A 15,141-nucleotide genomic window follows, 5' to 3' on the forward strand; every position below is an offset into this window, starting at 1 on the left:
GGTGCGCCGTCGAGGTCAGGAGCCGAGGATCGTGGCCTTTTGGGCCTCGAACTCGCTTTCACTGAGCACGCCTTGCTCCTTCAGCTCGCCCAATTCCTTGAGCTGGGCGAGCTTGCTGCTCATGTCGTCCGCCGGTGCGGACGGTGCGGGCGGTGCGGGCGGGGCGGGTTGGGCCGGGTAGGAGGGTTGCTGCGGCTCCTGCTGGGCCCAGCGACCGGCCTGGCGCCGGGAGACTCGGTTGGAGACCGCGGTCGCGGTTCCGGCGACGACGGCGGTGCGGGCGATGCCGCGAAGAAGCCCTGGCATGATCTGTCTCCTCCGGTGGTGCGGGAACGGCGTTCGGACCCGACTCAGGCGCTGTTCTCGGCGGCGTCGAGCGAGGCCAGGATCTCCTGGACCGGGATGCGTCCACCGGCGACGAGCCGGGCTCCGCCGCGCCGCAGGGCGGCGGCGAGCGGGCCCGCCCACACGTTCTCGTAGACGAGGACGGCCGCCGAACTGCCGGGCTCCAGGACCTTGCCCGCGTCGTCGATCTCGTCCCGACCGAGCAGGCCCGAGGAGGCTCCCTCGAAGACGGTGAGGTCGAGACGATCGTCTCCGGCCAGGTCGGCGAGTTCGACGCCGCGGATCGATCCGTCCGAGTCCTTCCGGACGAAGATCAGATCCAGGACCCGGATGATGCCTCGGTCGACCAGATCGACCAGAAGGGGCAGCCCCTCGCCGGTCATCCGACTTCCGGGGAACTCGATCACCAGGTAGTCGATCGGGCCGGGCTCGTTGGGTTCGTCACTCATGTCGATTCCTCGTCCGGTCGGGTCGTCGAGACCGCCGGTACGGTCCGTCCGCGCGCTTTCGAGGCGCGTCGGGATGGGCCGAGGGACCGACCGGTGGCCGTCACTCTCGTCATTGCAGCAGCGTGCGACCGGGCGCGCATCTCGGTCCCCCCGGGCGGGGGCGACCCCCGCTCGACAGGTATGGGCGCGGTTCCGCGGTGGCGGGCCGCGGGGCGTACCCGACGCACGCGGGGGTGGATCGGGTCCCCCCGCCGACGCCATACAGGGGACGTCGTTCAGTCCTTCGGCGGAGCCGGTCCGGGCGCGGCCGGAACACGGCCCATGGACGACAAACGATCGACCGCGACGGTTTCCCGCCGTCGCCCGTTCGTCGACCGTGCGAGAAAGTGCCTCCGGAGAGACGCGGTTCTAGTGTCGAAGGGGGGAGCCGGAAAACCGGCGCACGTCGGCGTCCCGTGCGGACGTACGGCACCCGCCGGACAGGAGCATTCAGCAAGGAAGCGCATCATGACCACAGCGCATGACACACCCGTCCTCGACACCCTGGCCGCCATGACCCTCGACTCGATGGAGCGATGCGGCCTGTCACCGGAGGCCCTCATCCTCACCCGCATAGCCGCCCTCGTCGCGATGGACGCCCCTCCGCTGTCCTACGTGGCCCATTTCGAGGCCGGCGCGAACACCGACCTGCGGCCGGAGCAGATCCAAGACGTCCTCGTGGCGATCGCACCCGTGGTCGGGACCGCCCGGGTGATGACCGCGGCCGGCCACATCGCCAAGGCCCTGGGCATCGAAATCACCGCCTCGGCCCATGAGGCCGTGGGCTGACCCGAAGGCTCGACACTCGACACGCACGGCGGGCGAGCAGGACCCACTCGCCCGCCGTGGTCGAGGCCCGCTTCGGGATCAACCCTCGACATGGTCGAGGTGCTCGTCCAGGGCCTGTGCGGCGGCGATCAGCGCGAGGTGGGTGAACGCCTGGGGGAAGTTGCCGAGTTGTTCGCCCGACGGGTCGATTTCCTCGGCGAAGAGGCCGACGTGACGCGGAGCGACTCGCCCGCCGACATTCGCAACGGGCGCTGATCATGACGGGTTTCGTGGTGACGATCCTCGGCATCGGCGTGCTGATCGGCCTGGCCCCGCGTTCCCCGCGGAACGCCGAGGAGAGATCTCGGGGTTGTTCCGAAGCGTCTCCAATTCTCGGCTCCTCGTTCGGCACCGCCATCGCGGGCACGATCCTTGTCGCCGGCCCGACCCGGAACGCCTACGCCGTCGCGATGTCCGACGGACGAACGACCGGTGACGCATAGGCGGGTCGAGTGAACCCCGATGGATGCCGGCCACCCCGCCCGCTTCACCCGTATGGAGTAGTCGGGAGGGCGGGCCGGCGGAGTTCTCGGAAGTATGGGGCGCGGAAGAGGAGGTCGACCGCTCGATCGGGGCCTTCCTCTCCCTCGCTTGGCGCCCGGGCACCGACGGTGGCCCCGCCGCCAAGGATCCAGCGCCGTCGTCGGCCTTTTCGTTGTCGTCCGTTTCGCACAGGACGTCCACCGATCGATCTCGGCTTTCGGCCGGCGGCTCACAGCCACGGCACAGAAAGCGAAAAATCGATGACTGTCCTCGAACGCCCCGCAACCGTCGTCCCGCAGACCATCTCCACGGTCGCGGGCACGGGAGCATCGGGTTTCTCCGGTGATCAAGGCCCCGCGACCTCGGCGAGGTTGTACCGCCCCAGCTACATGGCGCGAGACAGGACGGGGTGCCTGTACCTCTGCGACTCCGAGAACAATCGGGTGCGGAGGGTCGGCCCCGACGGAACGATCCACACGGTCGCCGGTACCGGTACGGCCGGGTCGGCCGGTGACGGTGGCTACGCCACGTCCGCTCAACTCGACAGTCCCTCCGGGCTGGAGTCGGATGGTGAGGGCAACCTCTACATCGCGGAGTACCGGGGGCATCGGGTGCGCAGGGTGGCCACCGACGGGAAGATCTCCACGGTGGCCGGGACCGGGCAGGCCGGCCACAGCGGAGACGGGGAGTCCGCCACCTCGGCTCGACTCAACAGCCCCGTGGGGCTGGCACTTCGGGGAGACGAGTTGTACATCGCCTGCCGCGACAGCCACAAGGTGCGCAAGGTCTCCACCGACCGCAGGATCTCCACGGTGGCGGGCACCGGTAGGGGCGGGTACTCCGGCGACGGCGGTCCCGCCACGTCCGCCCGGTTGAGCAACCCCCACGGAGTGGTGCTCGACGACGCCGGCAACCTCTACATCGCCGAACTGCGGAACCACCGGGTACGCAAGGTGTCCACCGACAAGAGGATCTCCACGGTCGCCGGCACCGGGCGGGAAGGGTTCTCCGGTGACGGAGGACCCGCCACCTCGGCACGACTGAGCGGTCCGACGGGCCTGGTGTTGGACCGGGCGGGCAATCTCTACATCGTCGAGTGCTGGAACCACCGTATCCGCAAGGTTTCCGGCGACGGCACGATCTCCACGGTGGCGGGTACCGGCAGGGGCGGGTACTCGGGCGACGGCGGCCCCGCCACGTCGGCACAGCTGGGGAATCCGCTGTCGGCGACGCTGTCCGAGGGGCAGACGCTGTTCGTCACCTGCAGCAGCAATCATCGCGTGCGAGCCATCGCGATGGCCGAGCAACCCGGTGGTCGAGGGCACGACGATCGGTCGACCGGTCCGTCGACGTAGTCCGGGGTGAGCGGGCCCGGACCGCGACGACCATCCGCGGGTGTGTCCGGTGCGTTCGGGGTCCGTCAGGGGGTTTCGGCGTGGGGGATCGTGTCGAAGTCGACCGTGTATCCGTAACTGCCCGCCGGATACCACGAATGGGCGAGCTCGACCGGGGTGCCGTCCTCGGTGCGCACGACGCGTTCGGTGTACAGCACCACCCCGCCGTGGCCGACGTCGAGCCGGTCCGCGATGTCCGGCTCGGCGGCCCGGGCCAAAATCGTCTGCCGGGCCCGGACGAGCGGCACACCCGACTCGTTGAGCAGGTGCAGGACGCCCACCGACTTGAGCCGGCGGCGCGAGAGCAGGCGCCCGTACGCGTCCGGCAGGTAGTTGCGGTGGTAGGCGAACGGTGCGTCGGCCGCGTCCATCAGCCGCTCGACGATGGTGCCGCGCCCGTCGGCCACGTGCAGGTCCCGGGCCACCGTGGGCGGCAGCTCGCGCCGGTGGTGCAACGACATCTCGCGGACGGTGTGCGCGTTGGCCGCCGCGGCCGTCAACAGGTCGTGCATGTCGCCGTGGAAGCGGTAGCGCAGCGGTTTGCGGGCCGCGTCCAGGACGAACGTGCCGCGGCCGTGCCGGCGTGCGAGCAGTCCGGCGTCGGCCAGTTCGAGCACCGCCTGGCGCACCGTCGCGCGGCTGACGCCGAACTGTTTGGCGAGGTCGTTCTCCGGCGCGAGTTGGTGCTCCGGCGGATAGACGCCGTCGAGGATCTGCTGCCGCAGAATGCTCGCGATCTGGTGATACAGCGGAATGGGTGAGGAGTGACTGACCATGCGGCTTCCGGCTCGACCTGCTGGGACCTGACGGGCGGCCCATGCGGCCGACCCACATTGTCTCACCCGGCCCCTCGCGGCTCACCCGCTCCGCCGCACCGCCGCGATCGAGCACGCCGCGGCGAGCGCGGCCATCACCGCGCCCGCCACGACCACCGCGCCCGCCCGGTGGTCGCCCAGACCCATCAACCACACGCCCCACGACGTCGCGCCGTACAGGACGGCCAGGTTCCACGACAGCGCCACCGCCGTGAAACCCGGTGCGTGCGAGGCCACCAGCGTCTGCTGATTGGTGTCGAAGGCACCCGCGGCGAGGAACCACACCAGTACCGCGACGATGTTGAGCCACAGCGGTCGCCCGCCCACCGCCACCACGAGCGCGACCGGGAGCACGATCGTCCACACGGGCAACAACCGGTCCTCGGTGTGCCCCCTCGCCCGCGCCGCGTCGCCCACCCGACCGCCGAGCGCCGCGCCCGCGAACATGCCCAGACCACTGAGCAGTCCGATCGTGCCCAGCGCGGTCGGGGACAGGTCGTAGCGGGTGTCGATCACGTCGGCGAGGTAGGTGTAGGCGCCGAGGTTGGCGGCATGGAACAGGAAGGTGATCACCAGGGTGCGGCGCAGCGGGCCGCGGGTCCATACCTTCAGCAGGACTCGGGGTCCTTGTCCCGGCTCCCGGGGCCGCTCGCGCGCGCCGCGCAGGCCGTACAGGAGCAGCGGCAGCGTGAGCGCGGCGCCCGCCCCCAGGAGCGCGAACGCGCGGTGCCAGCCGGCCGCGTCGGCGACGAAGGCGCCCAGCGGCACGCCGAGCACCTGCCCCAGGGCGAACGCGGCCATCCCCGCGCCCATCGCGCTGCCGCGGATCGCCTCGGGCGCGGTGGTCGCGATCCAGGTCCAGATCGCCGGGCCGGCCGTGGCCACCCCCAACCCGGCGAGCGCGCGCGAGCCGACCAGCAGCGCGAAGTCGCCGGTGAGCGCGGCGATCACGTTGCCGGCCACGAACAGCGCGGCGCCCGTACCCACCATGACGACGGGGCCGAGTCGCGGATAGGCCAGGCCGAGGAAGGGCCCGGCCACGGCCTGCACGAGCACGTAGGCGGTGACCAGGTGCGCCGCGGCCGTCACCGGCACGTCGAGGTCGGCGGCCAGCTCCGGCAGCAGCGGCGACACGAGGTACATCTCGGCCCCGACCAGGAACAGGAACAGGTACAGCGGCAGATAGCCGATCAGCGCGCGACGCGTCTTCGGCGCGGCGGAGGCGACCGCCGACTGTCGCGTGCCGTCCGCGCTCACAGCGGCAGCACCGGGTCGTAGGCCCGCAGCCATACGTCGAAGTTGAGCGCGAGTTCGGCCCCGACGTTGCCGATCAGGCTGCCCTGCTCGGAGACGGTGACGGCGTCGTGCAGCGCGGCGTCGTCGAACAACTCCGGCAGCCGGCAGTCGGGTTCGGCGAGCCGCGCGGCCAGTTGTCCGCGCAACGCCTGCGAGTAGACCGGGTCGGGGGTGGAGGGGTAGGGGCTCTTGGGCCGGTACAGCACGGCCTCGGGCAGCAGGTCGGCGACGGCGGCGCGCAGCACGCTCTTCTCGCGGCCGTCGTGGGTGCGCATGCTCCACGGGATGTTGTGCACGTATTCCACCAGGCGGTGGTCGCAGAACGGCACCCGGACCTCCAGCCCGACCGCCATGCTCAGGCGGTCCTTGCGGTCGAGCAGGGTGGGCAGAAAGCGGGTGAGCGCGAGGTGTCCGATCTCGTCCATGCGGTGCTCGGACGCGCCCGCGCCGTCGTGGTGTCGGACCTCGCCCAGGGCCGTGCGGTACTGGTCGGCGACGTAGTCCTCCACCGCGAACCGCTCGCGCACGTCCTTGCGGAACAATGCCAGGATCCGCTGATGCAGCCGGCCGTGTGCCGGCGAGTCGGCCATCCAGGGGAAGGTGTCGGCGTGCACGGCCTCGGGGTGGTGGAACCAACGGTAGCCGCCGAACACCTCGTCGGCCGACTCGCCGGACAACGCCACCGTGGAGTGGGTGCGGATCGCCGCGAACAACTGGTGCAGGCTCAGGTCGAGATCGCCGATGCCGATCGGCAGGTCGCGGGCGCGGACGCAGGCCGCGCGTACCTCGGGGTCGGCCAGTCGGCCGCCGTCGAGGACGATGTCGCGGTGGTCGCTGCCCAGGTGGGCGGCGGCGAGTCGGACGTAGGGGTCGTCCTCGGTGTCGGCCGCCTCGCCGGAGGCGTCGGTGAATCCGACGGAGAACGAACGCGGCGCCCGCCCGCCCGCGGGCCGGGCGAGCGCGGTGATCGCGGAGGAGTCCAGGCCGCCGGACAGCAGGGTGCACAGGGGTACGTCGGCGACGAGTTGGCGCGTGACGATGTCCGCCAGGAGTTCGCGCACGTGGGCGACGGTCTCGGCCCGGTTGTGGTGGTGTTCGCGCGGTTGCGGTGCCCAGTAGCGCCGTTCGGTCGTCGAGCCGTCGGCGCGCACGTGCAGCAGGTGCCCCGGGCGTACCTCGCGCAGGTCGGCCCACGGGGCGCGACCGGGCACCTTGAGCAGCGGCAACATCAGCTGCGCCAGTCCCTCGTCGTCGACGCGGGGCCGACTCGCCGGGTGGGCCAGGATCGCCTTGGGCTCGGAGCCGAAGACGACGCCGCCCGGCAGGGGCCGGTAGTAGAGCGGCTTGATGCCCAACCGGTCGCGGACCAGCCACAGTTCGCGGGTGCGGGTGTCCCAGACGGCGAACGCGTACATGCCGTTGAAGCGGTCGACGGCGGCCGGGCCCCAGGCGTGCCAGGCGGCCAGGACCACCTCGGTGTCGCCGGTGGTGCGGAAGTGGTGGCCGGCGGCCGCGAGTTCGCCGCGCAGTTCGCGGTAGTTGTACAACTCGCCGCTGTAGGTGAGGACGAGGCGTTCGTGGCCGGGTTCGCCCAGCAGCATGGGTTGGGCGCTGCCGGCGAGGTCCAGGATCGCGAGTCGGCGATGGCCGAGCGCGGCCGGGCCCGCGTGCCACAGGCCCTCGGCGTCCGGTCCGCGGCAGGTCATGGTCGCGGTCATCGCGGCGAGCAGCAGGCGGCTCTCGGGGTCGGGGGACGTCGTCTCGCCGGGGTGTGTGGTGGGGTGCGGGCGGTGGTGATCCACCCAGCCGGTGATGCCGCACATGGGTCGCTCCTCCGTGGTCGGGTACGTCGGTGTTCGGTGCCCCGGGCCCGGGCCCGGGGGCGCGGCCCGCGGGGTCAGTCCACGCGTACGCGGTACGCGCGCAGCCAGGCGTCCACGCCGAGCAGGTAGCCCGCTCCGGCCGTGGCGCTGCTCGCGGCGCGCGGGCTCGGCAGCGGCCGTCCCGCCGCGACGAGCGCCGTCACCGCCGCGCGGTCGACCAGGTCGAACACGGGCGCGTTCCGGTCGGCGAGCAGGTCGGCGACCCGGTCGCGCAGCGCGGCGGCGTAGCCGGGGTCGGGATTGGCCGGGAAGGCGCTCTTGCGCCGACGCACCACCTCGTCCGGCAGCAGGTCGGCCACCGCGCGGCGCAGCAGGTGTTTCTCCTCGCCGCCGGCGAAACGCGTCGACCACGGCACGTTCCACACGTACTCGACCAGGCGGTGGTCGCAGAACGGCACCCGGACCTCCAGACCGGTGGCCATGCTCATCCGGTCCTTGCGATCGAGCAGCGCGGGCAGCCAGCGGGTCAGCGCCAGGTAGGAGACCTCGCGCACCCGCGCGTCCGCGCCGCGTTCGCCGGGCAGTCGCGGCACCTCGGCCAGGGCTTCCTCGTAGCGGGCCCGCGCGTACTCGGTGGGGCGTACCCGCTCGCGTACCTCGGGCCGCAGCAGCGACGCCGGGGTGTCGCGGTCGAACAGCCACGGGAAGCCGTCGTGGGCGAGCGCGGCGGGGTCGCGGAAGTAGGGGTATCCGCCGAAGACCTCGTCGGCCGATTCGCCGGACAGGGCGACGGTGGAGTGCCGGCGCACATGGGTGAAGAGCAGGTGGAGCGAGACGTCCATCTCGCCCCAGCCGGGCAGGTCGCGAGCGCGCAGGACACGTTCCTCGTGGGCGCGCACGTCGTCGGGGTCGACCACGATGGTGGTGTGTCGGGTGCCCAGATGGGCGGCGACGGCCCGGGCGTACGGTTCGTCGCGGCTGTCGTGCCACGCGGTGCGGCGGAATCCGGTGTCGCCGCCGGGGAAGTCGACCGAGTAGGTGTCGAGTTCGGCGCCGTCGCGGCCCAACGCCTCGGCGGCGAGCGCGGACACGGCGCTGGAGTCGACCCCACCGGACAGCAGCGAACCCAGGGGGACGTCGGCGACGAGTTGCCGGGTGACGGTGTCGCGCAGGAGTTCGCGTACGTGCGCCGCGGTGGTGTCGAGGTCGTCGCGGTGTTCCCGTGCGGGCGGGCGCCAGTAGGCGCTTTCGCTCACCCCTCGGGTGTTCGCCCGCAGGACGTGGCCGGGGCGGACCTGGCGCAGTCCGGCGAAGATCGCGTGTCCGGGGGTGGGCGCGGTGGGCAGCGCGAAGAGTTCGGCGATGCCCGAGTCGTCCAGCGCCGCCTCGAACAGCGGGTTGGCCAGCACCGACTTGGGCTCGGAGCCGAACAGCACGCCGCCGGGGTGCACGTGGTAGTACAGCGGCTTGACGCCCAACCGGTCGCGGACCAGGAGCAGTTCGCGCGAGCGGGTGTCCCAGATCGCGAAGGCGTACATGCCGTTGAGCCGCGGGGCGAGGTCGGCGCCCCACTCCAGGTAGGCCCGCAGCACCACCTCGGTGTCCGAGCGGGTGCGGAACCGGTGGCCTCGGCCGTGGAGTTCGGCGCGCAGTTCGGCGAAGTTGTAGACCTCGCCGCTGTAGCTGAGCACGACGTCGGGTTCGTGCTCGGTGTCGGTCATCGGTTGGGCGCCGCCCTCGAGGTCGATGATCGACAGGCGCCGATGGCCCAGGACGGCGTGCGGGGAGGTCCACAGACCGTCGGCGTCGGGTCCGCGGCAGGCCATCGTGGCGGTCATCGCGGCGGTGGTCGCCCGGTGTTCGGGGGCGGTCAGGTCGTGTTGGGTGTCGGTCCATCCGGTGATGCCGCACATGGGGCGCTCTCCTGGGTCGTGGCGGGTGGGTGGACGTGCGGCGTGGTGTCGGGGTTCGGGCCCGGCGGGTGCGGTGGTGACGGACGACATCGGCCCTCGGGTGCGGTGCCGACGAGGTACAGACCGACGCCGTAGACGCGGCAGCCGGGCGCGAGTGTGGCGCGGCTCGCGCGCAGTCCGTCCTCGCGCCAGTAGGTCGCCTCCACGTCGTCGAGCGGGCGCGCGTCCGGGGCGCCGACGGCGAGGATCTCCACCCGCAGCGCCTGTGCGGTGACGGGTTCGGGCAGGCGGATCACGTTCAGCCGGCGGTGGTTGGCGGCGACGTGGTGGATCCGTTCCCACGGCGCGTCGGCGTGCGCGCGCACCAGCAGTCGGTAGCGCGAGACGCACTGGGGTGCCTGCCACAGTCCGGGCGCGGCGCTGATCCGGGCGTTGAGGTCGGTGTCGAAACGCAGTCGGACCTCGTCGAAGGTGACCGTCGTGTCGTGCGCGAGGTCCAGGTGTTGCGGCAGGGGGGCGGCCGGGTCGGACATCCACAGGTTGGGCCACGACTCGGGCCAGTGCAGGCCGTTGACGGCGTTGGCGGGCCCGTAGGGGTATTGGTGCGGGGTCGGCCGCAGGGTCAGCGCGGTCCACTTGTCCTGGGCCCAGTGGCGGTACGCGGGTACGTCGATCTCGTCGGGGTCGAACGCGCCACGCGCCTCGGTGGTGGGGTCGGGGCCGCCGGTGGAGGTGTGCAGGAACTGTGCGGTGCTGCCGGGCGGCAGGTCGGTCGCGGCGATCCAGTGGGTGCCGGCGAGGGCCGGACCGGTGTGGGCGCCGGTGCCCGGGGTGCCCACGACGAGCCGGTGCAGCCGTCCGGGCCGGGTCGCGGTGTGCGGGGCGAGCACGATCGGGCCGCTGCCGGGCGGCACGTCGACGGTGCCCTCGGCGAGGAGGCGACCGTCCTCGCGCGACCACAGGGTGTCCACCTCTTGGAGTTGCCAGGCCGGCCGCACCACCGAGGAGGTGTCGTTGCGCAGGTGGATCTCGATCTCCTCCAGATGATCGCCCGCGACCGGGAACACCTGGGCGCGCGGCACGGTCAGGTCGCGGGTGTGCGTCGGATCGGGTCGCCCGACGTCGAACCGGGCCTGGCTGGCGGCGCTCGCGCGGGGGGTGGGCAGGCCGGGCGCGACGTGCTCGCGCAGGGCCGGGACGCGCACGTCGTCGCGCACCAACCGCTGCTGGATGGACCCGATGTGCGGCCCGTCGGGGGCCGCGGCCGTGCGGGGGGTGAGGCCGTGCGCGAGGGCGTAGGCCGCCGCGGTGCCGACCGCTTGGCCGAGCATGCCCAGGGTCTGCTGCACCCGCAGCGCGCCCAGCGCCACGTGGCTCGCGCTCAGGCAGCGACCGCCGATCCACAAATTGGCCACGTCGCGGCTGTAACAGGCGCGCAGTGGCACCCCGAACGGCGGCACCCGGGCCCAATGGCGGTAGTTCGTGTCGGCCTGCGACGGCTCGCCGGGATCGCGTTTGCTCAGCAGTCCGCCCTTGACGTGCAGGTCGAGGTACCAGCCGGCGACGCCCACCCGGTCCGGCCAGTGCGGGTCGCGGTGGCAGTCCCACTCGGTGAGCACGACGTCGCCGAGCAGGCGGCGGCTCTCCCGGCGGCCGGGCAGCGCGCCGATCCAGTCCAGCGCGTAGCCGGCGAGTCGTTCGCGCTGCGGGTGGTGGTTCTTCAGGTGGTCCCAGACCCCCAGGGCGTGGCCGAGCAGGGCGTCGCGGACCTCCTCGGTGCCGGTGACCTGGTGGTAGGGGTAGCCGATCTCCAGCCACCAGAAGCCGCCGAACTCGGGGCGGTGCACGTTGCGCAACTCGCGGAAGGCGCCGATGGCCTTGGCGGTCGCGTAGTGCTCGGCCCAGGCGGGGGCGGTGTAGGGCACCGGGCGTCCGATGTCGCGCGCGTGCAGGGTGATCGTGCTGCCCGACGTCGCCCGGTCGCGTACGCGCGGCGCCAGCGGCTCGCCGAACTCGGCCCGGCCCTCGCGCCCGTAGTCGCGCGCGGCCCCGGCGAGCCGACCGACGGTGCCGTTGCCGGTGCAGTCGGCGAACTGGCGGGCGTGCAGCCGGATGTCCTTCTCGGTGGTCGTCTGGACCGCGTCCAGGCGCACCAGTTCGCGTCCGTCGGTGCCCTGTCGTGTGTGCGCGTCGCGGACCGAGGCGTTGAGGATCACCCGCAGGCCCGGCTGCCGGCGGGTGGCGTCGAGCAGGGTCAGGTCCCAGCCCGAGTTGGTCAGCCCGCCCTCCCAGAATTGCGCGTGGTTGGTGCGGCGGTCGTCCAGGAGCAGGTCCTCGACGATGCCGGTCTCCCGGGCCCACGCCGACACGTGGCCGGCGCCGGCCGGGGTGACGCGGACCTCGCTGGAGGAGTTGCCGCCCAGGACGGGTCGGTCGTGCACCAGGACGGTGTCGGCTCCCCCGCGCGCGGCGGCCAGCGCCATGCACAGCCCGGCCAGTCCGCCGCCGACCACGACCAGGTCGGCGGACACGTCGTCGACGTGCCGGGCGGGCGCGTCCGCCGGATTCTCGGGCACGGCGGCGTGGTTGTCGTACATTCAGTAGTCCCCGTTCGCGGTCCAGCCGCCGTCGAAGGGCAGGGTCGTCGCCGTCACGGCGGCGAAGGTGTCGCCGGTCAGCGCGTGCACGAACGCGGCCACCTCGTCGGCCTCCAGGAGTCGACCCTGCGGGGTCCGGGCGCGGATGCGGTCCTCGTCCAGGCCACCCGAGGCCAGGGCACGTTCGACCATGGGGGTACGGGTGTAGCCGGGGCTGACGCCGACGACGCGGATGCCGTCGGCGGCCCATTCCACGCCGAGCACCTCGGTGAGCATGACGACGCCGGCCTTGGCGGTGCAGTAGGCGGCGCGGTCGCGTCCCGCGCGATGCGCGGTGATGGAGGCGATGTTGACGATCAGGCCGCGACGGGCGGACAGCGCCCGGTACAGGGCCCGGCTGGTGTAGAAGACCGCGTTGAGGTCGACCGCCAGGACTCGGTCCCAGCGGTCGGGTGCCAGGGTCGCCGCCGCGCCCGAACCGCCGATGCCCGCGGCGTTGACGAGCAGGTCGAGACCGTCGACCGCGTCGGCCGCCGCGGCCACCGCGCGGTGGTCGGCGACGTCGACCGTACGCCCGCGTACTCCGTCGGCGTCCGGGGTGGGTGGTGCCAGGTCCCACCCGGTGACCTGCCAGCCCGCGCGGGCCAACCGGCGGGCGATGGCGGCGCCGATGCCGCTCGCGGCGCCGGTGACCACGGCCGTGCGGACGCGGGGGGCGGGTTCGCGCGCGGGCGTCGGCCGCTCGTGCGTCATCGTGGATTCCTTCGTTGTCGGGAGAACGGGTGGGGCGGCGACGCCGGGTGGGGTCAGGGGGACCACGGGCGTACTCCCGCGAGGCCGGGCGGGTGGGGGAGGGGGCCGATCGCGGCCTGGTACGCGGTGCCTGCCCGCAGCACCGCGGCGTCGCCGCCCGCCGCCCCGACGAACTGGACCGCGAACGGCAGCCCTTCGGGCGAGAGACCGGCGGGCACGGTCAGCGCGGGCGCGCCGGCCAGGGTCGCGGGTCGGCACAGCCGCGGATACACCGCCGTGACCGATTCGTATCCGCCGTTCCCGTGCCGCACGTGCGTGGCGTCGGCGGTGGCGGCCGGCACCGGCACGGTCGGCACCACGAGCACGTCGACGTGCGCCGTCGCGCGGGCCCAGGCGCGCCGCAGGTCGCCCAACCGCCCGCGCAGCGCGGCGCGTTCGGCGGCGCCCACGCGTTGCCCGAGCCGGACGGCGGCGCCGATCGGCCCGTGCGGCGGGGCCGGGCCGCGCACGCGGGTGGCGGTGTCGACGGCGATGAGGATCCGGGTCAGGTCGCCGTCGAAGCAGTCGTCGGGCACGTGCGCCTCGTGCGCGACGGCGCCCGCCGCGCACAGGATCCGCGCCGCGTCCGCGACCGCCGCCGTGACGTACGGCGCGCACCGCTCGTGGAACGGGCCTGCGGGGACCGCGATGCGCAGTCCCCGCGCGTCCGTCGCCCGCGCGTGCGCCGCCGCCGGATGGGCTCGCGGGTCGAGGACGCCCAGCAGCGCCGCGACGTCCTCGACCCGACCGGCGAGCGGGCCGACCTCGTCGAAGGTCCTGGCCATGAGCGCCAGCCCGCGGCGGTCGATCCGCCCCCGACTCGGCCGCATCCCCACCACACCGCACAGCGCGGCGGGGATACGCACCGATCCCACGGTGTCACTGCCCAGCGCGGCGGGCACCAGACCCGCGGCCACCGCGACCGCCGATCCCCCGCTGGACCAGCCGGGAGTGCGCGACGGGTCCCACGGATTGCGCGCCGGCGAGTCGAAGCCGAACGGATCCGGCGCGACCGTGGTGCCCACCGGCACCGCACCCGCCGCCCGCAGCGCGGCCGGCGCCGCGGCCTCCCGGCGCCCGGACCCCGCGGTGCCGAACAGTCGTTTGCAGGCGATCGGCACGCCGTGCAGCGGCCCGAGCGGCAGCCCGGCGAGCACCGCCCGCTCGGCGTCTCGCGCCGCGCGCCGGGCGCCGTCGACGTCGAGCGTGTCGAACGCCCGCAGATCCGGGTCCAGCACCCGGATCCGGTCGAGCCGGAAATCCAGCAACTCCACCGGTGACACGAGGCGTTCGCGCACCAGACGGGCCGCCTCGACCACTCCGGGACCGGCCGGGTCGGCCTGCCCGACCACCGTGGGGGTGTCGCCGACCGCCTCACGCATCGGCGGTTCCCCCGTCCGCCGACACCGGATCGACGACGTCCTCCTCGAACCCGAACGTGTCCGCCGGCGCGCCCGCGAGCAGGCCCACCCACCGCTCCAGCAGGGTGTGGAACCGGTCCGGGTGTTCGAGGTGCGGGAAGTGCCCGGAGTCCGGCCAGACCAGACTGCGCGAGCGCACCGGTCCCCGGTTCGCGCTCGCCGCCAGCACACCCGCCTCCCAGCGGGCCCGCTCCCGGTCCCGGTTGAGCGCGAGCACCGGACATGCGCGTTCGACCAGGTAGCGGCTGCCCGCCGGTTCGGTGGACAGCGCCCCCTCCGACAGGTGCAGGTCCGCGAGCGTGCGCCAGATCGTCCGGACGGGAGTGCGCAGCGCCCGGCGGAACAGGTACTCGCGCAACCGCGGATGCCGCTCGGCGTCGACCGAACCCGCGACGAGTTCGGCGCCGAACGCGGCATCGCCCGCACGCAGTCGACGCACCCACGGCTCGACCCGCAGATGGTGGCCCGCCGGCCGGCCGTACGCCGGATCGATCACCATCAGCCCCGCGATCGGCACCGGCCGCTCGACGGCCAGGATCGAGGCGACGACGGCGCCCAACGAGTGACCGACCAGGATCACCGGACCGGCCACGGCCCGCTCGCCGAGCACGAACGCCACGTCGGCGGCCGACGCGTGCGGCCGGTGGTCGTCGTTCGGCGCCGAGCCGCCGTGCCCGCGCAGATCCACGGCGAGCACCCGCCGCTCGGGCGCGAAACGCGCGACCACCGCGTCCCAGTCGTGCGTGTCGGCGCCCCAGCCGTGCACGAGCACCAATGGGGCCTTCGCCGCGTCGGTCGGACCGGCGTCGACCAGGGCCAGTCGCCCGCCCGGCCCCTCCAGGTGGAAGCGTGCGACCCCACCTTCCGGTACATACGCCTGCTCGTCGACGCCGGCCGCGCCTCGCTGCCCGGTCACCACGCCGACCCCCCGTCGCGGTCGAGGGGG

At 73.4% G+C, this 15,141-nt stretch carries 13 protein-coding genes and 1 pseudogene; 3 read left to right on the forward strand and 11 right to left on the reverse strand.

Features of this window, described 5'->3' with window-relative positions; translation table 11 throughout:
* Positions 1-15: 15 nt before the first annotated feature.
* Both EMA17_RS41660 and EMA17_RS41665 read right to left on the reverse strand, forming a co-directional pair.
* On the reverse strand, positions 16-306 hold the full coding sequence (locus EMA17_RS41660; protein ID WP_126642449.1) for an SHOCT domain-containing protein: 291 nt from the start codon (positions 304-306) through the stop codon (positions 16-18).
* A gap of 44 nt (positions 307-350) precedes the next feature.
* Positions 351-794: a DUF6325 family protein gene (locus EMA17_RS41665; RefSeq protein WP_126642450.1), complete on the reverse strand. Its 444-nt coding sequence runs from the start codon at positions 792-794 to the stop codon at positions 351-353.
* A 507-nt stretch (positions 795-1,301) separates the two neighbouring features.
* Between EMA17_RS41665 and EMA17_RS41670 the strand changes: the two genes are divergently transcribed.
* Positions 1,302-1,622: a carboxymuconolactone decarboxylase family protein gene (locus tag EMA17_RS41670; protein ID WP_126642451.1), complete on the forward strand. Its 321-nt coding sequence runs from the start codon at positions 1,302-1,304 to the stop codon at positions 1,620-1,622.
* A gap of 78 nt (positions 1,623-1,700) precedes the next feature.
* Here the strand turns inward: EMA17_RS41670 and EMA17_RS56190 are convergent.
* Positions 1,701-1,835, reverse strand: a pseudogene (locus EMA17_RS56190) (glycoside hydrolase family 15 protein); the annotation flags it as partial.
* Positions 1,836-1,879: 44 nt separating this feature from the next.
* On the opposite strand from EMA17_RS56190, the gene EMA17_RS41675 reads away from it, so the two are divergent.
* Both EMA17_RS41675 and EMA17_RS41680 read left to right on the forward strand, forming a co-directional pair.
* A complete protein-coding gene (locus EMA17_RS41675; RefSeq protein ID WP_246127242.1) occupies positions 1,880-2,104 on the forward strand; it encodes a hypothetical protein in 225 nt (74 codons plus the stop codon).
* Positions 2,105-2,404: 300 nt separating this feature from the next.
* Entirely contained in the window at positions 2,405-3,499 is a 1,095-nt protein-coding gene (locus EMA17_RS41680; RefSeq protein WP_126642452.1) for an NHL repeat-containing protein, read from the forward strand.
* Positions 3,500-3,564: 65 nt separating this feature from the next.
* Here the strand turns inward: EMA17_RS41680 and EMA17_RS41685 are convergent, their stop codons facing one another.
* From EMA17_RS41685 to EMA17_RS41720, 8 genes are all read right to left on the reverse strand, one after another.
* On the reverse strand, positions 3,565-4,314 hold the full coding sequence (locus EMA17_RS41685; RefSeq protein ID WP_126642453.1) for a GntR family transcriptional regulator: 750 nt from the start codon (positions 4,312-4,314) through the stop codon (positions 3,565-3,567).
* A gap of 81 nt (positions 4,315-4,395) precedes the next feature.
* Entirely contained in the window at positions 4,396-5,610 is a 1,215-nt protein-coding gene (locus tag EMA17_RS41690) for an MFS transporter (RefSeq protein WP_160161753.1), read from the reverse strand.
* Entirely contained in the window at positions 5,607-7,472 is a 1,866-nt protein-coding gene (asnB, locus tag EMA17_RS41695) for an asparagine synthase (glutamine-hydrolyzing) (protein ID WP_126642455.1), read from the reverse strand. The genes EMA17_RS41690 and asnB (EMA17_RS41695) overlap by 4 nt, the downstream gene beginning before the upstream one ends.
* A 74-nt stretch (positions 7,473-7,546) precedes the next feature.
* Complete coding sequence (gene asnB / locus EMA17_RS41700) at positions 7,547-9,385, reverse strand: asparagine synthase (glutamine-hydrolyzing) (RefSeq protein WP_126642456.1); 1,839 nt, start codon at positions 9,383-9,385, stop codon at positions 7,547-7,549.
* A complete protein-coding gene (locus EMA17_RS41705; RefSeq protein WP_126642457.1) occupies positions 9,343-11,982 on the reverse strand; it encodes an FAD-dependent oxidoreductase in 2,640 nt (879 codons plus the stop codon). The genes asnB (EMA17_RS41700) and EMA17_RS41705 overlap by 43 nt, the downstream gene beginning before the upstream one ends.
* Positions 11,983-12,735, reverse strand: a complete 753-nt coding sequence (locus EMA17_RS41710; protein WP_126642458.1) for an SDR family NAD(P)-dependent oxidoreductase — start codon at positions 12,733-12,735, stop codon at positions 11,983-11,985.
* Between the two features lie 53 nt (positions 12,736-12,788).
* Positions 12,789-14,156, reverse strand: coding sequence for an amidase (locus EMA17_RS41715; RefSeq protein WP_126642459.1), 1,368 nt, complete (start codon positions 14,154-14,156; stop codon positions 12,789-12,791).
* Entirely contained in the window at positions 14,149-15,111 is a 963-nt protein-coding gene (locus tag EMA17_RS41720) for an alpha/beta fold hydrolase (protein WP_160161754.1), read from the reverse strand. The genes EMA17_RS41715 and EMA17_RS41720 overlap by 8 nt, the downstream gene beginning before the upstream one ends.
* Positions 15,112-15,141: the final 30 nt, after the last annotated feature.

Source organism: Embleya hyalina, assembly GCF_003967355.1.
GTDB lineage: Bacteria > Actinomycetota > Actinomycetes > Streptomycetales > Streptomycetaceae > Embleya > Embleya hyalina.

Bases quoted from the DNA above. Each gene is read 5' to 3' on its own strand.
- EMA17_RS41665 (WP_126642450.1), bottom strand. From the start codon at position 794: ATGAGTGACGAACCCAACGAGCCCGGCCCGATCGACTACCTGGTGATC.
- EMA17_RS41675 (WP_246127242.1), top strand. From the start codon at position 1,880: ATGACGGGTTTCGTGGTGACGATCCTCGGCATCGGCGTGCTGATCGGC.
- EMA17_RS41680 (WP_126642452.1), top strand. From the start codon at position 2,405: ATGACTGTCCTCGAACGCCCCGCAACCGTCGTCCCGCAGACCATCTCC.
- EMA17_RS41685 (WP_126642453.1), bottom strand. From the start codon at position 4,314: ATGGTCAGTCACTCCTCACCCATTCCGCTGTATCACCAGATCGCGAGC.
- EMA17_RS41715 (WP_126642459.1), bottom strand. From the start codon at position 14,156: ATGCGTGAGGCGGTCGGCGACACCCCCACGGTGGTCGGGCAGGCCGAC.
- asnB (WP_126642456.1), bottom strand. From the start codon at position 9,385: ATGTGCGGCATCACCGGATGGACCGACACCCAACACGACCTGACCGCC.
- asnB (WP_126642455.1), bottom strand. From the start codon at position 7,472: ATGTGCGGCATCACCGGCTGGGTGGATCACCACCGCCCGCACCCCACC.
- EMA17_RS41710 (WP_126642458.1), bottom strand. From the start codon at position 12,735: ATGACGCACGAGCGGCCGACGCCCGCGCGCGAACCCGCCCCCCGCGTC.
- EMA17_RS41660 (WP_126642449.1), bottom strand. From the start codon at position 306: ATGCCAGGGCTTCTTCGCGGCATCGCCCGCACCGCCGTCGTCGCCGGA.
- EMA17_RS41670 (WP_126642451.1), top strand. From the start codon at position 1,302: ATGACCACAGCGCATGACACACCCGTCCTCGACACCCTGGCCGCCATG.
- EMA17_RS41705 (WP_126642457.1), bottom strand. From the start codon at position 11,982: ATGTACGACAACCACGCCGCCGTGCCCGAGAATCCGGCGGACGCGCCC.